The following is a 19,333-nucleotide window of genomic DNA, read 5'->3' as shown; positions in this document are numbered from 1 at the left end:
GGTGGCTGACACGCCGTCTTCGCGGGCAAGCCCGCTCCCACAGGGAGTTATGCGTTGGCGTTGCTGTCTTCGATCACTCTAAATGCATTTATTTAATATTAGTTATCATGATAATCAGCTTACTTAATAATTAGCATATAACCAGAAAGACTTTCCCAACTGCTTTTTATAGAGATAACGTCAAACACAGACCAACCCCTTTCTCCAGGCGGAGGTGACCATAGCAGCAACACCTAGCCTGGAGCCCGCCTTTCATGACGTCAAACACCCGCTCCCACCCGACGCTCGACCTGGTCACCGATGTAGTGGTGATCGGCGGTGGCCTGGCCGGTACGTGGGCGGCAGTCGCTGCCGCCCGTGAAGGCGCGCGGGTGATTCTGGTCGATAAAGGCTATTGCGGCACCAGCGGTGTCACCGCGAGCGCCGGCCCCGGTCATTGGTGGGTGCCGCCAGTCCCCGGTGCGCGGGAAGCGGCCATCGACAAACGCCTGGCCAGTGCCCACGGACTGGCGGATGCACGCTGGATGGCGCGCATCATCGACACCACCTGGACCAGCCTGCCGACCCTCGCCGGCTATTACGATTTCCCGCAAAACGAACAAGGCGTGACCCAATATCGCGGGCTGCGCGGTCCGGAATACCTGCGCGGCATGCGGCGTCTGGTGCAGGACAGCGGCGTGACTATTCTCGATCACAGCCCGGCCCTGGAATTGCTGCGCAACGATCAGGGCGAAGTCGCCGGTGCCCGGGGCTGGCGTCGACAAGCCGGCGGTGACTGGCAGATCCGCGCGGGCGCGGTGGTGGTGGCCAGCGGCGGTTGTGCTTTCCTCTCGCGGTTGCTGGGTTGCCACACCAATACCGGCGACGGTTACCTGATGGCGGCCGAAGCCGGTGCCGAATTGTCCGGCATGGAATTCTCCAGCTATTACTGCATCGCCGCCGCGGGCAGCAGCATGACCCGCTCGATGATTTACAGCTTCGGCGAGTATTTCGACGCCGCCGACCGACCACTGAATATCCAGGGACCGGACTTCACCAACGCCCTCGCCCGCGCGCTGCTCAATGGTCCGGTGTACTGCCGGTTGAATCGGGTACCGGCGCAGATCCGCGCGCAGTTGCCGAGCATTCAACCGAACGTGATGTTGCCGTTCGACCGTCGCGGCATTGACCCCTATCGCGACAAATTCGCCGTCACGCTGCACGCCGAAGGCACCATCCGTGGCGTCGGCGGCCTGCGGGTCATTGATGACGCGTGCCAGACCACGGTGGCCGAGGTGTTCGCCGCCGGGGATGCCGCCAGTCGCGAACTGATCGCCGGTGCCACCTCCGGCGGCGGTGCCCAGAACTCCGCGTGGGCCTTGTCCTCCGGGCAATGGGCCGGGCGCGGCGCCGCACGACTGGCCCGGCAAAAGCCCGAGCGCAGCGCTTCGCTGCAGGGTTTCAGCGGCGCGGGTTTGCAATCTCGGAAGACGCTCACCAAGACGCGCCCCAATGATTTGATCCAGCGCATTCAAGCCGAAACCCACCCGCTGGACAAAAACCTGTTCCGTTCCGGCCAGCAGATCGACCGCTCGTTGCAGGCGCTGGAAAACGTCTGGGATGAAGTGCGCGACGGGTTGCCGGCCGATCAACACAACCCGCTGAAAGCGCGGGAAATCGCCGCCATGGCCGCGACCGCACGCTGGTGCTATCGCGCGGCTGAACAACGCAAGGAAAGCCGTGGCATGCACCAACGCAGCGACACCCCCGAACAGCATCCGTTATTCGACGCGCACCTACGCATCGCTGGCGTCGATCAGCCCTGGACTCGCCACGACCCGGTGCTCGCCGCCGTCACCCCACAGCCACAAGGTCACGCCCAATGATCGAGTTGATTTATCAGGACCTGTGCAGCGGCTGCGGCCAATGCGTCGCGGTCTGCCCCACCAACGCCTTGGGGCTGGACCCACAGGCCAGGCCACAGATCATCGACCAGCAAGCCTGCCAGACCTGCTTCATGTGCGAACTGTATTGCGCGAGCGATGCGTTGTACGTCGATCCCGACTGCGAGCAGGCACGCCAACCCGACCCGGAAGCGGTCCGCAGCGCCGGTTTGCTCGGCCAGTACCGCCGTGACTCGGGCTGGGACGAGTGGGCCACCGACCCCAAATACACCAATCAACACTGGCGCATGGACGGCATTTTTGCCTTGGCTCGCGGTGCAGCCGATACCGCCGCCCTCCCCACCCAATCACGCTAAAAGGACGCCAACATGTCAACACAACGACTGCCCTTCAAACGCCTGCTCCTGAGTGCCGTCCTCTCGCTGGGGCTGGGCGCTGTCGCCCACGCCGCCGACCTGCAACCGCTGCTGGTGGCCAATCAAAAGTCCTCGATCAAGGTGCTGCTGGAAGTCTCCGGCGAACTGAAGGATGTGCCCTACGAAATCCAGTTCTCCGAGTTTCCCGCCGCCGCACCGTTAGGCGAGGCGTTGAATGCCGGCGCGGTGGACATCGGCGCCCTCGGCGATGCGCCTTATGTGTTCGCCCTCGGCGCCGGTGCGCCGCTGAAAGTGGTCAGCATCATCCACGCCGAGGGCCGCTATACCACCGCCATCCTTGCGCTCAAGGATTCGCCGCTGAACAACGCCAGCGACCTCAAGGGCAAGCGCATCGTCACCACCCGTGGTTCCATCGGCCACTTCCTGGCAATCAAGGCCTTGCGCAGCGTCGGCCTGAGCACCCACGACGTGCAGTTCATCTACCTGCTGCCGAGCGAGTCGCGGATCCTGCTGGATAACGGCAGTGCCGACGCGTGGTCGACCTGGGACCCGTACACCACGATTGCCACCACGCAAAGTCAGGCCAAGGTTTTGGCCAGCGGCGACGCCCTGCTGACCAACCATTTGTACCTCGCCGCCACCAGTCAGGCGATTGCCGGCAAACGCCAGCAACTGGACGATTTTGTCGCCCGGGTGGATCGCGCCTACCGCTGGACCAACAACCATCCCGAGGAATACGCCGCCGCCCAGGCCAAGGTCACCGGTCTGCCGCTGGCCGTGCATGTCGCCGTGGCCAAGGGCACGCACATGCAGCCGGTCGCCATCGACGACACGGTGATCAGCGGCCTGCAAACCACCGCGGACATTTATCAGGAAGAAGGAATCCTCACTAAACACATCGATGTCTCCCAAGGCTTCGACAAGAGCTTTAACGCCCAGCGTGCCCCAACCACCCAGGCATCGCGCTAATTCAGGAGTAGAACCATGAGCACACAACGTCAATTGAAACTCGGCGCGATGGTCCATGGCGTCGGCCACGGCTGGGGCGAATGGCGCCATCCGCAGGCCCAACCCAACGCCAGCGTCAGCTTCGATTTCTACAAGCAACAGGCGCAACTGGCCGAAGGGGCGAAGTTCGATTTCGTGTTTATCGCCGACAGCCTGCACATCCACGAAAAATCCAGCCCGCACTACCTTAATCGCTTCGAGCCGCTGACCATCCTCTCGGCGTTGGCGGCAACCACGAAACACATCGGCCTGGTGGCGACCGTCACTGTCAGCTACACCGAACCGTTCCAGGTCGCGCGCCAGTTCGCTTCGCTGGACCACATCAGCGGCGGTCGCGCCGGCTGGAACGTGGTGACGTCCTGGCTCAGCGGCACCGCCGACAACTTCGGCAAATCCGAGCACCCACCCCATGCCGTGCGTTACCGCATCGCCAAGGAACACGTGAATGTGGTCAAGGGTTTGTGGGATTCCTGGGAAGACGACGCCTTCGCCTACAACAAGCAAAGCGGCGAGTTTTTCACCCCCGGCAAATTGCATGCGCTGGAGCACAAGGGTGAATTTTTCTCGGTGAAAGGGCCGCTCAACATCGCGCGCTCACAGCAAGGTCAACCGGTGATTTTCCAGGCCGGCACCTCCGAGGCCGGACGCAATTTCGCAGCGGAAAACTCCGACGCGATTTTCGTCAGCCCCGAGTCTTTCGACGAAGCCCGCGCCTACTATAAAGACCTGAAACAACGCGCCAGCGGCTTCGGCCGTGATGCACAGAAACTGTCGATCCTGCCGGGCATCCGCCCGATCGTCGGCCGCGATGAAGCGGAAGTCGAAAGCCGTTATCAGCAAGCGGTGGAACTGGTGGGCATCGAGGATGCGATTGTCGCCCTCGGCCGGCCGTTCAATGACCATGATTTCAGCCAATACCCACTGGATGCGCCGTTCCCCGAATTGGGGGATCTGGGCTCCAACAGCCAGAAAGGCGGGTCCGACCGGATCAAACAATTGGCCAAGGACGAAGGCCTGACCCTGCGTGAAGTTGCCCTGCGCTTCTCCCGGCCACGACGGGATTTCGTCGGCACCCCCGAGCAAGTAGCCGACGCCCTGCAAACCTGGTTCGAAGAAGGCGCCGCCGACGGTTTCATCATCAATTCCTTGCTGCCCGATGGCCTGCAATATTTCACCAAACTCGTGGTGCCGGTGCTGCAACAGCGCGGTCTGTTTCGTGACGAGTACAGCGGCGCGACCCTGCGCGACAACCTTGGGCTCGACGTGCCCGCCAACCGTCATTCCACCCCTCAGGCTCACGAAAAAAGCGAGGCCGTGGCATGAGCGAATCCCTCAATCAATTGCTCGCGAACCTGCATGCCGAACGCGTGGCGACCTGGGAACCGGCGGCCCTGCAAGTCAATATCAATCAGCGTCAACGCCTGGTGGATGAAGCCAGGGTCGAGGACTTCGTCAAGGTCGGCGACACGCTGGAGCCCTTCACCTTATTGAAGGTCGAAGGCGGCAGCCTGAGCCGCGACACATTGCTCGCCAACGGCCCGGCAGTGCTGATTTTCTTCCGCTTCGCCGGCTGCCCGGCGTGCAACATCGCCCTGCCCTATTACCAGCGCCGGCTCTATCCGCAACTGCATGCGTCGGGGGTGCCGCTGGTAGCGGTCAGCCCGCAAGTGCCGGAGCGTCTGATCGAGATCAAGACCCGCCACAACCTGGACCTGCAAGTGGCCAGCGACCCGGACAATCAACTCGGCCGGCGCCTGGGCATTCTCTACAGCTTCGATGAAGCCTCGCGCAACGCCGCGCTGGCCAAGGGCAAAGGCATCGGCGAAACCACCGGCACCGGCACTTGGGAATTGCCGCAACCGACCGTGGTGGTGATCGCCCGGGACGGCAGCGTGGCCTTCGCCGAGGTCAGCCCGGACTGGCTGGTGCGCACCGAAGCCGACCCGGTGCTGCGCGCCGTTGAACAACTGCTGGGGCAAACCGCCTTGCAACTCGCTATCTGACCAGAGCCTGACCATGACGAAAAACATCTCACAGGGGCAGTTCAATCGTCGCGGCTTCCTGGCGGCCAGTTCGATGGCCGTCGGCGCGCTGGGGTTGTCCTCGCTCGGCTTGAGCCCGCGTGCATTCGCGCAAAACACCCAGCTCTCGGACCTGACACTGGGCGTCGCCACCTACCGTGGCCAGGAGTCGTATTTCACCGAAGATGCCGGCACCGCCAACCGCCCGTACAAGGTCGACTACGCGGAATTTGCCGGCGGCAACCTGATCGTCGAAGCGCTGGCCTCGGGCAGCCTGGACATCGGTTCCATGAGTGAGATACCGCCGATCTTCTCGATCCAGAGCCATCGTCAGCCGAAGCTGATCGCGGTGATCCAGGGTGACGTGAACAACCAGGTGTTCCTGATTCCCAAGGACTCGACACTCGAATCTGTCGGGCAATTGCGCGGCAAACGGGTCGGGTATGTGCGCTCTACCACGTCGCACTATTTTCTGATCAAGGCCCTGAAGGAGCAGGGCCTGACCATGAAGGACATCACCGCAGTGGCGCTGACGCCGCAGGACGGGTTCAGTGCGTTCCAGAGCGGCCAGCTCGACGCGTGGGTGATTTATGGGGTGTTTATTCAACTGGCGAAATTCCGCAGCGGCGCCCGGGTGTTGAAGACTGCGCTGGGTTACCTGTCCGGCAACTACCTGATGGCCGCCCGCCCCGCTGCTCTAGAGGATCCGCTGCGCAAGCAGGCGATTCAGGACTACTTGGAGCGCACCGCGCGCACTTTGGACTGGATCAACAACAACCCCGAGCCGTGGGCCACCAAATCCGCGCAGTTGTTGGGCGTGGACAAAGCGGTGTTCCTCGACATGTACAACAGCCGCAGCCAGCCATGGAAAGTCCTCCAAGTGGACGACCAGGCGATTGCTTCGCAGCAGGAAGTCGCGGATTTGTTCTTTGATGCCGGGGTGTTGAGTGAGCGGCTGGATGTCGGGCCGTTGTGGGATCGGCAGTTCAAGTTGTTGCCGCTGTGAACCGGTTTTCTGCCTATTTGATCGAGTGAATTCACCATGAGTCTTTCTTCTCAACACGCGCCACCACTGCGTTCCATCGAAGCGGCGAATTTCGAAGCGCTGCTGGAAACCCTCGGCGCCCAACTCAGCGCCACGGCCCACGTCTACGACGAGAGCGGTGCCTTTCCCCATGACAATTTCAAACGTCTGCACGAGCACGGCCTGGTCGCGCTGACTGTGCCCAAAGCCCTCGGCGGCGGTGGCGCGAGTCTGGCCCAGGCGCGCAAAGCGATCAGTGCAATCGCCAAAGGTGAGCCGTCAACGGCGTTGATCCTGGTGATGCAGTACATCCAGCACGCGCGCCTGCAAGACAGTAAAAACTGGCCCGAAGCGCTGCGTTTACAAGTGGCCCGCGACGCTGTCGAGCAAGGCGCGCTGATCAATGCCCTGCGGGTCGAGCCCGACCTCGGCACCCCGGCGCGCGGAGGCTTGCCGGCGACCGTCGCGCGACGCACCTCCGCCGGTTGGCGCATCAGCGGACGGAAGATCTACTCCACCGGCAGCCATGGCCTGACATGGCTCAGCGTCTGGGCGCGCAGCACCGATGAAGACCCGCTGGTCGGAGCCTGGCTGGTGCACAAGGACACGCCGGGCATCCGCATCATCGAGGATTGGGATCACCTCGGCATGCGCGCCACGTGCAGCCATGAAGTGGTGTTCGACAACGTGCTGGTGCCGCTGGATCACGCGGTCAGCGTCAGCCCGTGGAGTGCGCCGCAACCGGAACTCGATGGCGACGGCTTCCTGTGGATGTCGGTCTTGCTGTCGTCGGTTTATGACGGCGTCGCCCAAGCGGCTCGCGACTGGTTTGTCAGTTGGCTGGAACAACGCAAGCCGTCCAACCTCGGCGCCGCACTGTCGACCCTGCCGCGCTTTCAGGAAACCGTCGGCCACATCGACACGCTGTTGTTCGCCAACCGCAGCCTGCTGGATGCCGCCGCCGAAGGCCGCACACCCGCGAGCAACGCCGCGCAACTGAAATACCTGGTGACCGGCAACGCCATCCGCGCCGTCGAGTTGGCCATCGAGGCGTCCGGTAATCCCGGCTTGTCACGGAGCAATCCGCTGCAACGGCATTACCGCGATGTGCTGTGCAGTCGCGTTCACACCCCGCAAAACGACGCCGTGCTGCAAGGCGTCGGCAAAGCCGTTTTCGCCCAGCGCCAGCAAAAGGACAGCCAATGAGCCAGCTCGTGATCGCCAGCCAACTGGACGCCGATTTCAATGAGGTGATCCGCCAGCGCCTCGCACTCACGCACCCAGGCGGCGAAGTATTGGACGTGCCGGCCGGCGTGCCCAGCGACTTGCCGGCCGAGGTCAGCATTCTGCTGGCGCGGCCGATCAATGTGCGCGGTTACCTGGCGCCGGACACACCGCCTCCGGGTTGGCCCTACGGTTTGAAGTGGATTCAGGTGGTGTCGTCCGGTATCGACTTCTACCCCAAATGGCTGTTCGACGGCCCGCCGGTAAGCACGTCCCGGGGCAGCGCCGCCGAGAACATCGCCGAGTTCGCCCTGGCCGCGATCTTCGCCGCCGCCAAGCACTTGCCGGACATTTGGGTGCATGACTCGACATGGAATTTCACCGCGCTGACGCCTGTCAAGGGCACCACCCTGGGGATTCTCGGGTTCGGCGCGATTGGGCGCAGCCTGGCGACCATGGCCCACGCGTTGGGGATTAACGTGGTGGCGTTGCGGCAAAGTGAGACGCCGTTCGAAGTGGAAGGCGTCGAGGCCGCGCGGGACATCCATGACTTGTTTGCCCGCGCCGATCATCTGGTACTGGCCGCGCCGTTGACCGGTGCGACCCGGCATATCGTCAACAGCGCGGTGCTGGCCACCGCCAAGCCAGGCCTGCACCTGATCAACATCGCCCGTGGTGGCTTGCTCGACCACGGGGCGTTGCTTGAAGCGCTGGACAGCGGTGCGATTGGCCTCGCTTCGCTGGATGTGACCGAGCCGGAACCGTTGCCCGATGGACATCCGCTTTACTCCCACCCGAGGGTTCGTCTGTCGCCGCATACCTCAGCGATTTCCAGCAACAGTCGGCATGAGATTGCGGACAGTTTCCTGGCCAATCTTGAGCGGTTCCTGAATGGGTTGGCGCCGGAGAATCTGGCGAACGTAACGCGCGGGTATTAAGCGCCACCGAGATCTCCTGTAGGAGCTGCCGAAGGCTGCGATCTTTTGACTTTGATTTTTTCAGAAACTTTGAAGATCAAGATCAAAAGATCGCAGCCTTCGGCAGCTCCTACAGTCGTTTGGGCTTCCCCCACATAAACATCAGCTTTACGCATTTAATCATTCTACTTAATGCCAATTTTTTATAATTAACTTATAACTAATCGGACTTTTACAGCACCGTATTATACAAATATTGTTACAACCATCACCGACCCCTGACCAGGTGGAGGCCCACGGAACTGCTCGTTTTCCGGCCGACACCACCCCACGGTCAACCGCCACACCCAAAACCTGAAAACGGCTAAAGCCCCCGTCGCCATGGCTTTCAAACCACGGCTCCGGCAACGCTTTGCCCAAAAAAAACAGCACAACGCCAACGACACACTTGGGGCTCACCATGCACAACACCTTCACTGCAAACCGTCTGACGCTGGCCGTCTCGCTGGCCCTGTTCGGCTTGTCGGCCCACGCCGATGAAAACACCAAGGATGGTGCCCTCCCCGTTGTCACGGTCACCGCTGAACACCACAGCGAAGACCTGCAGAAAACCCCGCTGGCGATCTCGGCGTTCGACGAGAAAACCCTGGACGACAAGCAGATCAAAAGCATCCGCGACCTCTCCGGGCAAGTGCCGAACCTGACCTTGAGCCGCCAGTCGATCTCCTACAGCGCCCAGACCTATGGCATCCGTGGCATCGGCGAAACCGACCCGATCCAGGAATCCGCCGTCGCGGTGTACGCCGATGACCTGTACATCCCACGGGCGATTTCCTCGATGCTCGACTTCAACGACGTCGAGCGCGTCGAAGTGCTGCGCGGTCCCCAGGGCACGCTCTATGGACGCAACAGCAGCGCCGGCGCAATCCGCGTGATCACCCGCGATCCGACCCAGGAAACCCGTGGGTTTTTCGAACTAGGCGCGGGCAATTACAACGCGCAGAACGGCCGTTTCCTGATCAGCGGCCCGCTGGTGGACAACGCGTTGTTCGGCAGCTTTTCCGCGATTCGCCTGACCCGCGACGGCACCGTCTCCGACCCGACCCGGGGCAAGGATGTGAACAACGTCGACATCCAGTCCTATCGCGGCAAGTTGCGCTTCAACCCCATCGATTCGCCGTGGGATGTGCAACTGACCCTGGCCGGCACCTTCGACCGTGGCGACACCACCAGCTACACGCCGTTTGATGCCAACGGCCACTTCGACAAATTCAAGAGCTACAGCAGCCTCGACCCGAAGAATCGCCTCGACCAAGGCAGTTCGGTGTTGCGCGCGATCTATACGATCAACGACAACTTGAGTTTCAAATCGGTGAGCGCCTATTCGGCGTTCAACCAACCCGTGGATTATGACAACTCCGGTCAAGCGGCGCTGATTCAGAACAACCTGATCACCTACAAGCAGGACTACGCCACCCAGGAGTTCCAGCTCAACGGCGACTACGACCGATTCAGTTTCAGCACCGGCCTGTACCTGTACCGCGAAAAGTTCGAAGCCGACCGCGACAACCTGACTTATTCCGTCGCGCGTAACCGGGTGATCGGCCAGGGCCAATACAGCACGACCAACACCGAAAGCTACGCGTTGTATGGCCAAGGCAGCTACAAGATCACCCCGCAACTGTCGCTGATCGCCGGGCTGCGCTTTACCCGCGAGCACAAGAATTTCGATTACACCAACTACGCGATCAACACCAACCGGCAGATCACCGGGACCAACTTCACGGCGGATTCGAGCAAATCCTGGCAGTCCACCAGCCCGAAAATCGGCTTCGAATACGCCTGGACTCCGCACTTGAATCAGTACGCCTACGTCGCCAAAGGCTTCAAGGCTGGCGGCTACGACAACCGCGCGCCGACCCAGGCTGCCGCCGAGCAGGCGTTCTCGCCGGAAGACGTGACCACCTACGAAACCGGCTTCAAGGGAGACTTCTTCGACCAGCGTCTGCGGGCCAACGTCGCGGTGTTTTACAACGACTACAAAGACCTGCAAACCAACGCCTACGACCCGGCGCTGGGCGTGAGCCTGCGGACCAACGTCGGCCAGGCCCACACCTACGGCGTCGAACTGGAAACCCTGACCGCCCTGACCCGCGACCTGCAACTGACCGCCAACGTCGGTTACCTGCAAAGCCAGTACGACGACTTCGAAAACGCCAGCGGCGCCGGGGTCGATGCCAACGGCAAACAATTGGTGTTCTCGCCACGCTGGAACGCCAGCGTCGGCCTCAACTACACAATCCCGGCCGGCCTGCCCGGCACCTGGCTGGCGGGCACCGATGCGCAGTTCCAGACCAAGTCCTACGCCAACGCGTTGAACGACGACGTGCAGGAAATCCCCAAGCAGACCTTCTGGAACGCCAACACCCGCTACCTCTCCAGCGACGGTCACTGGACCACCACCCTGGCAGTGAAAAACCTGCTCGACCGCGCCTATCCGCAATCGGTCGGCTACGTGCCGTCCAGTGGTGCTCGCTACTACTCGATCAACGACCCGCGAACGGTGTTGTTGTCGGTGCGTTACGACCTCTGACTTCCGAAAACATCAACATAACTCTTGATGGTCGCAATCCCCTGTAGGAGCTGCCGAAGGCTGCGATCTTTTGATCTTGCCTTTAAAGATCGCAGCCTTCGGCAGCTCCTACGCCGGATTCGACATCGCTTAATGCCAAGGAGCAACACAATGGCTTTTACCCGCAGAGAACTGATTACCCGCATCGCCGCTGTCGGTGGCTATGGCGCCGCCGTCCGCGCCCTCGGCGCGCTGGGGCTCACGCCTCAAGCCGTGGCGGCGACGTTCAAACCGTTGCAACTGGGCAGCAGTGGCAAAGGCAAAAACGTGGTGATCGTCGGTGCCGGCATCTCCGGGCTGGTCAGTGCCTATGAGCTGCGCAAGGCCGGTTTCAACGTGACGATTCTCGAAGCCCGGGAACGAGTCGGCGGACGCAACTGGACCCTGCGGCGCGGCACTAAAGTCGATTTCGACGATGGCATCAGCCAGACCGTCGACTTCGATGACGGGCAGTTTTTCAACGCTGGCCCGGCGCGGATTCCCAGTCACCATCAGACCATCCTCGGCTACTGCCGCGAGTTGGGTGTCGAGCTGCAAGTGCTGGTCAACAGCAGCCGCAATGCGCTGGCCCTGCCGGACCCGAGCAAGCCGGCGTTCCAGTTGCGTCAGGCCGTCAACGACACTCGCGGGCAACTCTCGGAATTGCTGGCTCGCACCGTCAGCCGCAAAGCCCTGGACCAGGACTTGAGCGTCGATGACCGCAAGGCGTTGCTGAATTTCCTCAAGGTCTATGGCGACTTGAATGCCGACTTCCAATACAAGGGCTCGGTGCGCTCGGGCTACACCCGCGTGCCGGGTGCCGGCGATCAGACCGGCGTGACCCGGGCACCACTGGAGCTGCAAACCCTGCTCAATCCCAAGCTGTGGGGCGCGCTGGTGTTCGATGAAATCCCGGAGTTTTCCTCGACCATGTTCCAACCGGTCGGCGGCATGGACCGAATCCCCTACGCGTTCTACGACAAGCTCAAGGATGCGCTGCGCTTCAACGCCGAGGTCAGCGATATCCAGACTTCCGAAAGCGGCAGCCGCATCACTTATCGGGATCGCAAGACCGGCAAAACCCAGACCCTGAGCGCCGATTACGCCGTGGTCACCGTGCCGCTGCCGTTGCTGGCGAAACTGCCGAGCAATTTCAGCCCGCCGTTCAAGCAAGCGATCCTCAGCGCGCAAAGCGATCAGGCGAACAAAGTCGCCTGGCAGTCGCCGCGCTTCTGGGAAACCGACTTCAACATCTATGGCGGTCTCTCTTATCTGGATCACGAAGTCAAAGGTCTGTGGTATCCGAGCGATCGGCTGAACAGCGCCCAGGGCATTCTGGTCGCGGCGTACAACACCAGCGAATCGGCCCAGGCCTTCAGCAAAAAATCCCTCGCCGAACAGTTTGCCTCGTCCCGGCAAGCCGTCGAATTGCTGCACCCCGGCCACAGCGCCCAACTGCAAAAACCGGTGGCGATCAACTGGGGCAAGGTGCAGTTCAGCAAAGGCCCGTGGATCGTCAACGACGAGGTCGGCGAGAGCGCCTACCAGATTCTCAACCAGCCCCAGGGCCGCACGTACCTGGCCAGCGACGCCCTCGCCCACGGCGGTGTCGGCATCTGGCAAAACAGCGCCGCCGACTCGGCGCGACGCATCGTCGGGCTGATTGGCCGGCACGCCGAACGCACTCAATCGGGCGTTGCCGCCTGATGCCAGTTAAACCCTGTGGGAGCGGGCTTGCTCGCGAAGGCGGCGGCACATTCAACACCGATGTCGCCTGACACACCGCTTTCGCGAGCAGGCTCGCACCCACAGGTTCATCTCTTCAATTAAAGGACTGAACGATGAAAGCCATTACCTTGCTCACAGGATTGCTCATGACCGCCACCGCCCTCACCAGCCACGCCGACGAGATCAAACGCATCGCCCTGCCCAACTCCAATTTCCCGATTTCCCTGGCAGTGTCGGTGCCGGCGCAGACCGAACTGCTGTTTGTCAGCGGATTGCTTGCTGATTTGCATGATCCAAAAGCGCCAAAAGATTCCTTCGCGGCCTACGGCGATACCGCAACCCAAACCACCTCAATCCTCAACAAGCTCAAAGGCGTGCTGCAAAGCCAAGGCCTGGACCTCGGCGATGTGGTGCAACTGCGGGTGTTCCTGGTGGGTGATCCGGCCAAGGGCGGCAAGCTCGATTTCGTCGGGTTGCAGGAAGGCTACACGCCGTTCTTCGGCAGCGCCGCGCAACCGAACAAACCGGCGCGCACCGCGATTCAAGTCGTAGCGCTGCCGCTGCCCGGTGGCTTGGTGGAAATCGAAGCCGTCGCCGCGCGCAAGAAATGACACGGACAACACCCGATATTCAGGAGCTTCACCCTTATGCGCAACTGCCCAGTTCCCGCTTACCGTCCCTTGTTATTACCGCTGTCCTTTGCTTGCAGCCTGACCTCATTCAGCCTCGAAGCCGCTGAAACCGGCGCGCCAACCCTCGACACCGTGGTGGTCACCGGCAACCGTGGCGCCGAGCAACGCACCGTCACCACCAGCCCGACACCGATCGACGTTGTGACCGGCGAACAGCTGCGCTCCGTCGGCAAACCGAGCCTGCTCGAAGCCTTGAGCAAATTCATTCCCTCGTTCAACCTGCCGGACCGCGCCGGTTGGGACGCCAGCGGCGTAGTGCGCTCAGCGACCCTGCGCGGGCTGACCGCGTCCCATGTGCTGGTGCTGGTCAACGGCAAGCGCCGGCACACCAGCGCCACGCTGAACATCAACGGGATCAACAGCGGCGCGGCGCCGAGCGATCTGGACTTGATCCCGGTAGCGTCCATCGACCATATCGAGGTGCTGCGCGACGGTGCGGCGGCGCAATACGGTTCGGATGCGATTTCCGGGGTGATCAACATCATCCTCAAACAGACCACCGGCGGCAGCTCCGACACCACCCTCGGCCAAGGCTACGACGGCAAGCGCGGCACCGGGCAGGAAGCGCTGAATTATGGTTTCCAGGTCGGTGAAGCCGGGGTGCTCAATGTGTCCCTCGACACCCGTTATCAAGAGCGCGACAACAAGGCCGGCAGCAACGGCTACAGCGCCCATTACTACCCGCAGGCCGACGGTTCGCCCGACCCGCGCGAGGCCGACGCCAGCCACCACACCTACAAAGGCTACGGCTTGCCGCGCAGTCAGTTGGCCGATGCCGGCTACAACCTCGACCTGCCGCTGAACGATGCGCTGACCCTGTATTCGTTCTCCACCGTGGCCACCCGCGAGAACAACGACGGCCAGAACTTCCGCCTGCCCAGCGGCCGCAACACCATCACCACCGGCCCTAACGGTTATCCCGACGGCTACAGCCCGTATTGGCTGGTCAATGAAACCGATTTCCAGTCCGCGTTCGGCGCGGCTGGGCCTGGGACCTGAGCAGCACCTACGGACGCAACTACGCCAAGCAACGGACCTACGACAACCAGAACCCATCCCTCGGCGAAAACACCCCGAACAAGTTCACCTCCGGCATTTACATCGCTGATCAACTGACCAGCAACCTCGACCTGAAAAACAGCTACGACATCGGCCTCGCCAAACCCATGGACGTGGCCTTCGGTTTCGAGCATCGGCGCGAAAGCTACGAAACCCGCGCCGGTTCCGAAGCTTCCTATATCGATGGCGGCTATGTGTTCCCGGTCGGTCATCCACGGGCCGGACAACGTCCAGATCCGGGGGCGCAGGTCACCAACGGCATCACCCCGGAGGATGCGCAGAAAGTCAGCCGCAACAGCGTCGCCAGCTACATCGACCTTGGCTTTTATCCGGTTGAACAGTGGTACGTCGGCGTCGCCGGGCGTTATGAGCATTACAACGAAGGCGTCGGCGGCACCCGCAGCGGCAAACTCAGCACCCGCTACGAATTCAACCCGGTGTTCTCGGTACGCGGCAGCGTCAGCAACGGCTTTCGCGCGCCGTCCCTGGCCAATCAGATTTTCACCGCGCGCTCGACCGGGTTCGACACCATCAATGGCGTCTACCAGTCTTATAACTACGTGATCCTGCCGGTGGATTCGACGGGCGCCCAGGCCCTGGGTGCCGAAGCGTTGAAGCCCGAACGCTCGACCAATTTCAGCCTCGGTTTCGCCCTGACCCCGAGCGAAGACCTGAGCCTGACCGTCGACGGTTACGTGATCAACCTGCGTGATCGGCTGGTGCTCAGCGAACGCTTCCAGGGTCCCGGCGTCGCTGCCCTGCTCGACAGCATCGGCGTGCCAGCCACGGCGGGCGCGCAGTACTTCACCAACGGCGCCAACACCCGCACGTCCGGGGTCGATGTGGTGGGTAACTATCGGCAGAACCTCAATCGCTACGGCACCGTGAAATGGACCGCGGCGCTGAACTACAACCACACGCAGATCCTCAGAGTGAACGACACGCCGGAACAACTGACGGCGCTGGGCAATTTTCAATTGATGGGGCGTCAGTCCCGGGCGTTGATCACCAAGACCTCGCCGAGCAGCAAGATGATTTTCGCCGCCGATTGGGGCATCCGCGACTTCGACGTCAATCTTCGGCTAACTCGCTACGGCACCTACACCGAGGTCAACAGCTCCAGCGATCCGAGCCTGGACCGTGAGTATTCAGCCAAGTGGATTACCGACCTCGACGTCGCCTATGCGCTGAGCAAACAGCTGACCGTGGCCGTGGGTGCGCAGAACCTGTTCGACAAATACCCCGACCACATCGGCGTATCCAACTCGTCGTTCGGAGACAACTGGGGCAGCTATTCGCCGTTCGGCTTCACGGGTGGTTACTACTACACCCGCTTGCAATATGCGTTTTGAGGGACAAATCGCGGGCAAAAAAAAATCCCAGGCAGCTGATGGACGCCTGGGACTTAAAAATGCATAAACCGTGGTGGTGAACGCGGGGCGATAATAACCTACCAAAACACTTTGAAACAATATATTTCTGCGCACTGTTCGGTTAATTAAACCTGTAACCCCTTATATACCAACACTATTTATGCGGACTTCCGAGCTTCAAGCGATGGGGATCAGCGGATCTGCAGCGGCCCATGCCGTTTCACGATTGGCCGCCGGCGGGTAAATCCACACGGTGTTGATCTGGGTCTTCAACTCTTTACCTTCTTGCTTGACCAATTTCACCTGGCGATCCCAACCCTCGGTGTACACCGCGCCCCACGCGCCCAGGTCCAGGCACGTCACGTACTTGGGCTGGCTGTACGGGGTCGGGTCCACACCGAGAATCTGCGCGGCCACGTTGTTGCCGGCGTGACGACCGAGCACGATGGCGTGTTGGCAGGTCATCAGCGCGTGGTTGCCGATGTCGTCGGAGGCTGCGTACGCCACGTCGCCGGTGGCGAAGATATCGTCCTGGCCTATGACTTTCAGGTGCGCATCCACGTGCAGGCGGCCGAGGTTATCCCGCTCGCCGGGGATCTGTTCAGTCAACGAGCTGGCCCGCACGCCGGTGGTCCAGATCACGGTGTTGGCATCGATGCGCTGACCATCGGCCAGGGTCACACCGTTTTCGTCGACCGATACGACCGTCGATTTCAGCTGCCACTTCACCCCCAGCTCCGTACTGGCTTCGGCGATGGACTGGCTGATTTCTGCGCCCATGGACGCACCGACCTTTTCACCGCGATCAACGATGATCACGTTGATGTCGGCGCGATCGCCCAGGATTGCTCGCAGGCGTGAGGGCATTTCAGTCGCCGTTTCAATCCCGGTGAAGCCGCCGCCAGCCACCACGACTGTGTTGCGAGCGTTGCTTTCTGGCAGCTTGGCCAGGGATTTCAGGTGGTTTTCCAGGCGCACGGCTTGTTCGATCTGATCGACATCGAAGGCATGTTCGATCACGCCCGGGGTATTGGACGACGCCAGACGGCTACCCGTGGCCAGAACGAGTTTGTCGTAGCTGCACACCTGTTTGGCGCCGGCAGCATCGATATAGCTCACTTGTTTTTGCTCGACGTCGATGGTTTCGGCGGCGCCCTTGATGAACTTCACGCCCACCGCATCGAACAGCTCGCCAATCGGCGCGGCCAGTTGATGAGCATTCGGTTCATAGAAGCGCGGACGCACCCGCAGCTCGGCCTGTGGGGCCAGGACGGTCACTTCGACGGCGTCGTGGCCATGAATATCGAACAGACGCGTGGCGCTCAACGCCGTCCACATGCCACCGAAACCTGCACCAATGACCAGAATCTGTTGTTTCATTTTTAGCTCCGAGTGGAAAACCAGGTGATGAATCTGTTTAGGGTCAGTGACTCGCTGCCGACCGAACAACTACGACTCTATTGGTCGCCTTTAATCCAAACAAGTCAACATTACTGATCATTCCAATCGGTTTATCGAATCTGTTCTTTTAACCCTTCTAAACCGGCCATCACCGGCCCTGCACACTTTAAAAGTACCCGCACTCAAGCAGCAGAGGCCGATGAAGCGCGTTGCCACTCACCTGCCTCGCTGCTAACATTTGCGACACATTTAGTCGGAGATCACTATGTCTCTTTACAGCGCAGGTGTTGAATACGGTATTCATTGCCTGCTGTTCCTGGTGGGCAACGGCGGCGACTCCCGCGAAGCGAGCGTGCGCGACCTCGCGGAACTGCAAGGCGTGCCACTGGACTATCTGGCCAAGATCTTCACCAAACTGGCCAAGGCCAAACTGGTGGTGGCCACTGAAGGCGTGCGCGGTGGTTTCAAACTGGCCAGGTTTGCCGATGAAATCACCCTGCTGGATATCGTCAACGCCATCGACGGCCAAAAGCTGATCTTCGATTGCCGCGAGATTCGCGGCCGTTGCGCGTTGTTCGAAGGCTCGGCGCCGGCCTGGGCGCTGGACGGGGTTTGCGCGGTGCATGGGGCGATGATGACCGCGCAGAAACGCATGGAGGACGCCCTCGCCCAGACCACCATTCTTGACCTGGGCCGGAAGGTCGGGCGCAAGGCTCCACCGGAGTTCGGCGGTCAAGTCGATGAATGGCTGGTGGATCGGCGGGAAAAGAAAGGTACCGGCAGCGAGCAGAACATTACGCTGACCGACATCAGCGACTAACAAACACAAAAAAGCCGAAGCCGGAATGACCCGGCTTCGGCTTTTTTACATTCGATGCCCCGCCTTACAGGCAGTCCCGCACCGCCTGCCTCATCGCCGCCGATTTCGCCCACGGCGGCCCCTGATACAGCGAAACCCGGCTGCCGTCCTTCGATTTCACGATATCCAGAATCTCGTCAGCCGTGATGATGCTCGGTGCGGTGAGTCGATAGCCATTGGAAATGCCCGTTTGCGTCGTTTTAGGAACCTGCTGCTGCCACAACGGCAGCACGCACGCGACGTAGTCTTTCGGCGGCTTGCTGCTGTATTTGCTGACATTGGGCTCGCCGGGCACCAGAGACGCGGGCAATGAACAGCCCGCCAACATAGCCACCGCTACCCCCGCTATCAACATGCGCATGACACTTCCTCATCCCGAAAACCGCGAATGTAGCGCGTACCCGTACAGACATCCAGCAAGCGATCAGCGAAAACGACAGACTGACGCACGCCCTTGCAAACAGAACGCTCCGCACGGTAAACGGGACTAATCTTTCGTAGCGGGGATATTCAGGAGGTCATCATGTGGCTCAACGAATCCGAGCATGAACTTCGGCGCGACCTGCAAAGCGTGGCGTCGGATCTGCGCTGGTCGGCGGTTGAACTTTTGCGCCTGGCAGAACAGTTTCGCCAGGCCGGCAACGAGGTGGATGCCCAGGCAGCCCTGCGGCTGTGCGAGGTATTCCAGGGGGACGAGGCGCGATTGGCGGGCTACGCCGAGGAAGTGAAGGCGCGGCACATCAGTCGAACGAAAGCTCCCTGACCGGACCACTGCCATGAACAAAACGCTGTTCGCGATGCTCGCCGTGCTGGCGGCGTCGAGTGGTTGCAGCACCGATTCACACGTCTATCGAAACCAGCCGTTGGTCGCCAAAGTCGAACGCGGCATGAGCAAGGATCAGGTCGAGCAGATCGGCGGCAAGCCGCTGGCTGTTACAGATCGTACGGTGGAGCCCGGTAGCTGTTTTGACTACAAACTGGCTCAGGCCGGCCATAAACAGCCCTACAACGTCAGTTTCAATGGCGCGGGCAAGGTTGATCACACCAGTTTCATGAGTTGCGCAGAATGGAGTAACACCCAGCAAAAAGCCCGAGAGCCGTCCCGCAGCACGAGCGGAATGGGTGGGATGGGCGGCGGCTACTAACCTGCGGCCAA

17 protein-coding genes and 2 pseudogenes are annotated in these 19,333 nt (G+C 61.2%); 15 read left to right on the top strand and 4 right to left on the bottom strand.

The annotated features are described in order from the left end of the window. The first annotated feature begins 254 nt into the window (after positions 1–254). Genes HB680_RS32100 through HB680_RS32065 form a run of 8 tightly spaced genes read left to right on the top strand, consistent with a single transcriptional unit; the run spans position 255 to position 8,475 of the window. Positions 255–1,865, top strand: coding sequence for an FAD-binding protein (locus HB680_RS32100; protein ID WP_213942269.1), 1,611 nt, complete (start codon positions 255–257; stop codon positions 1,863–1,865). Continuing rightward, positions 1,862–2,239: a ferredoxin family protein gene (locus HB680_RS32095; RefSeq protein WP_213942268.1), complete on the top strand. Its 378-nt coding sequence runs from the start codon at positions 1,862–1,864 to the stop codon at positions 2,237–2,239. Before HB680_RS32100 ends, HB680_RS32095 begins: the two co-directional genes overlap by 4 nt. 12 nt (positions 2,240–2,251) lie before the next feature. Further along, positions 2,252–3,229 carry an ABC transporter substrate-binding protein gene (locus HB680_RS32090; RefSeq protein WP_213942267.1) on the top strand — a complete coding sequence of 326 codons (978 nt, stop codon included), beginning with the start codon at positions 2,252–2,254 and terminating at the stop codon, positions 3,227–3,229. Positions 3,230–3,244: 15 nt separating this feature from the next. After that, complete coding sequence (locus tag HB680_RS32085; RefSeq protein WP_213942266.1) at positions 3,245–4,591, top strand: LLM class flavin-dependent oxidoreductase; 1,347 nt, start codon at positions 3,245–3,247, stop codon at positions 4,589–4,591. Beyond that, positions 4,588–5,271, top strand: coding sequence for a peroxiredoxin-like family protein (locus HB680_RS32080; RefSeq protein WP_213942265.1), 684 nt, complete (start codon positions 4,588–4,590; stop codon positions 5,269–5,271). Before HB680_RS32085 ends, HB680_RS32080 begins: the two co-directional genes overlap by 4 nt. Before the next feature lie 13 nt (positions 5,272–5,284). Continuing rightward, positions 5,285–6,295: an ABC transporter substrate-binding protein gene (locus tag HB680_RS32075; RefSeq protein ID WP_213942264.1), complete on the top strand. Its 1,011-nt coding sequence runs from the start codon at positions 5,285–5,287 to the stop codon at positions 6,293–6,295. A 36-nt stretch (positions 6,296–6,331) separates the two neighbouring features. After that, entirely contained in the window at positions 6,332–7,519 is a 1,188-nt protein-coding gene (locus tag HB680_RS32070) for an acyl-CoA dehydrogenase family protein (protein WP_213942263.1), read from the top strand. After that, on the top strand, positions 7,516–8,475 hold the full coding sequence (locus HB680_RS32065; protein WP_213942262.1) for a D-isomer specific 2-hydroxyacid dehydrogenase family protein: 960 nt from the start codon (positions 7,516–7,518) through the stop codon (positions 8,473–8,475). Before HB680_RS32070 ends, HB680_RS32065 begins: the two co-directional genes overlap by 4 nt. On the opposite strand, the gene HB680_RS32060 is transcribed toward HB680_RS32065, so the two are convergent. Continuing rightward, entirely contained in the window at positions 8,472–8,630 is a 159-nt protein-coding gene (locus HB680_RS32060; RefSeq protein WP_213942261.1) for a hypothetical protein, read from the bottom strand. The two genes, HB680_RS32065 and HB680_RS32060, sit on opposite strands and share 4 nt — an antisense overlap. Positions 8,631–8,914: 284 nt before the next feature. Between HB680_RS32060 and HB680_RS32055 the strand changes: the two genes are divergently transcribed. Both HB680_RS32055 and HB680_RS32050 read left to right on the top strand, forming a co-directional pair. Beyond that, positions 8,915–11,047 (top strand): TonB-dependent receptor, encoded by a 2,133-nt coding sequence (locus tag HB680_RS32055; RefSeq protein WP_213942260.1) that lies wholly within the window; start codon positions 8,915–8,917, stop codon positions 11,045–11,047. 150 nt (positions 11,048–11,197) lie between these two features. Next, on the top strand, positions 11,198–12,772 hold the full coding sequence (locus tag HB680_RS32050) for an FAD-dependent oxidoreductase (RefSeq protein ID WP_213942259.1): 1,575 nt from the start codon (positions 11,198–11,200) through the stop codon (positions 12,770–12,772). A 13-nt stretch (positions 12,773–12,785) separates the two neighbouring features. Here HB680_RS32050 and HB680_RS33000 read toward each other — a convergent pair. Then, a pseudogene (locus HB680_RS33000) lies at positions 12,786–12,863 on the bottom strand (DUF4381 domain-containing protein); the annotation flags it as partial. Positions 12,864–12,906: 43 nt separating this feature from the next. On the opposite strand from HB680_RS33000, the gene HB680_RS32045 reads away from it, so the two are divergent. Beyond that, on the top strand, positions 12,907–13,404 hold the full coding sequence (locus HB680_RS32045) for a RidA family protein (protein ID WP_213942258.1): 498 nt from the start codon (positions 12,907–12,909) through the stop codon (positions 13,402–13,404). A 36-nt stretch (positions 13,405–13,440) separates the two neighbouring features. Then, positions 13,441–15,896: pseudogene (locus tag HB680_RS32040) on the top strand (TonB-dependent receptor). Between the two features lie 198 nt (positions 15,897–16,094). Here HB680_RS32040 and HB680_RS32035 read toward each other — a convergent pair. Then, positions 16,095–17,297: an NAD(P)/FAD-dependent oxidoreductase gene (locus HB680_RS32035; RefSeq protein WP_213942257.1), complete on the bottom strand. Its 1,203-nt coding sequence runs from the start codon at positions 17,295–17,297 to the stop codon at positions 16,095–16,097. 286 nt (positions 17,298–17,583) lie between these two features. Between HB680_RS32035 and HB680_RS32030 the strand changes: the two genes are divergently transcribed. Next, positions 17,584–18,138 carry an Rrf2 family transcriptional regulator gene (locus tag HB680_RS32030; protein WP_213942256.1) on the top strand — a complete coding sequence of 185 codons (555 nt, stop codon included), beginning with the start codon at positions 17,584–17,586 and terminating at the stop codon, positions 18,136–18,138. 64 nt (positions 18,139–18,202) lie between these two features. On the opposite strand, the gene HB680_RS32025 is transcribed toward HB680_RS32030, so the two are convergent. After that, the gene (locus HB680_RS32025) at positions 18,203–18,538 is read right to left on the bottom strand and encodes a hypothetical protein (RefSeq protein WP_213942255.1); all 336 of its coding nucleotides are present in this window, start codon (positions 18,536–18,538) and stop codon (positions 18,203–18,205) included. 162 nt (positions 18,539–18,700) lie between these two features. Between HB680_RS32025 and HB680_RS32020 the strand changes: the two genes are divergently transcribed. Both HB680_RS32020 and osmE read left to right on the top strand, forming a co-directional pair. Further along, positions 18,701–18,940, top strand: coding sequence for a hypothetical protein (locus HB680_RS32020; protein ID WP_213942254.1), 240 nt, complete (start codon positions 18,701–18,703; stop codon positions 18,938–18,940). Between the two features lie 13 nt (positions 18,941–18,953). Then, a complete protein-coding gene (gene osmE, locus HB680_RS32015; RefSeq protein ID WP_213942253.1) occupies positions 18,954–19,322 on the top strand; it encodes an osmotically-inducible lipoprotein OsmE in 369 nt (122 codons plus the stop codon). Positions 19,323–19,333: the final 11 nt, after the last annotated feature.

Source organism: Pseudomonas sp. dw_612, from assembly GCF_018449725.1.
In the GTDB taxonomy this organism is placed as follows: domain Bacteria; phylum Pseudomonadota; class Gammaproteobacteria; order Pseudomonadales; family Pseudomonadaceae; genus Aquipseudomonas.
The sequence above is the reverse complement of the archived record's forward strand: the minus strand, read 5'-3'. Positions and strand labels throughout refer to the sequence as shown.

What these genes read in the sequence shown, in the direction of transcription:
- HB680_RS32085 (WP_213942266.1), top strand. Translation starts at nt 3,245, where the DNA reads ATGAGCACACAACGTCAATTGAAACTCGGCGCGATGGTCCATGGCGTC.
- HB680_RS32070 (WP_213942263.1), top strand. Translation starts at nt 6,332, where the DNA reads ATGAGTCTTTCTTCTCAACACGCGCCACCACTGCGTTCCATCGAAGCG.
- HB680_RS32080 (WP_213942265.1), top strand. Translation starts at nt 4,588, where the DNA reads ATGAGCGAATCCCTCAATCAATTGCTCGCGAACCTGCATGCCGAACGC.
- HB680_RS32030 (WP_213942256.1), top strand. Translation starts at nt 17,584, where the DNA reads ATGTCTCTTTACAGCGCAGGTGTTGAATACGGTATTCATTGCCTGCTG.
- HB680_RS32060 (WP_213942261.1), bottom strand. Translation starts at nt 8,630, where the DNA reads ATGCGTAAAGCTGATGTTTATGTGGGGGAAGCCCAAACGACTGTAGGA.
- HB680_RS32100 (WP_213942269.1), top strand. Translation starts at nt 255, where the DNA reads ATGACGTCAAACACCCGCTCCCACCCGACGCTCGACCTGGTCACCGAT.
- HB680_RS32090 (WP_213942267.1), top strand. Translation starts at nt 2,252, where the DNA reads ATGTCAACACAACGACTGCCCTTCAAACGCCTGCTCCTGAGTGCCGTC.
- HB680_RS32025 (WP_213942255.1), bottom strand. Translation starts at nt 18,538, where the DNA reads ATGCGCATGTTGATAGCGGGGGTAGCGGTGGCTATGTTGGCGGGCTGT.
- HB680_RS32075 (WP_213942264.1), top strand. Translation starts at nt 5,285, where the DNA reads ATGACGAAAAACATCTCACAGGGGCAGTTCAATCGTCGCGGCTTCCTG.
- osmE (WP_213942253.1), top strand. Translation starts at nt 18,954, where the DNA reads ATGAACAAAACGCTGTTCGCGATGCTCGCCGTGCTGGCGGCGTCGAGT.
- HB680_RS32095 (WP_213942268.1), top strand. Translation starts at nt 1,862, where the DNA reads ATGATCGAGTTGATTTATCAGGACCTGTGCAGCGGCTGCGGCCAATGC.
- HB680_RS32035 (WP_213942257.1), bottom strand. Translation starts at nt 17,297, where the DNA reads ATGAAACAACAGATTCTGGTCATTGGTGCAGGTTTCGGTGGCATGTGG.
- HB680_RS32020 (WP_213942254.1), top strand. Translation starts at nt 18,701, where the DNA reads ATGTGGCTCAACGAATCCGAGCATGAACTTCGGCGCGACCTGCAAAGC.
- HB680_RS32055 (WP_213942260.1), top strand. Translation starts at nt 8,915, where the DNA reads ATGCACAACACCTTCACTGCAAACCGTCTGACGCTGGCCGTCTCGCTG.
- HB680_RS32045 (WP_213942258.1), top strand. Translation starts at nt 12,907, where the DNA reads ATGAAAGCCATTACCTTGCTCACAGGATTGCTCATGACCGCCACCGCC.
- HB680_RS32050 (WP_213942259.1), top strand. Translation starts at nt 11,198, where the DNA reads ATGGCTTTTACCCGCAGAGAACTGATTACCCGCATCGCCGCTGTCGGT.
- HB680_RS32065 (WP_213942262.1), top strand. Translation starts at nt 7,516, where the DNA reads ATGAGCCAGCTCGTGATCGCCAGCCAACTGGACGCCGATTTCAATGAG.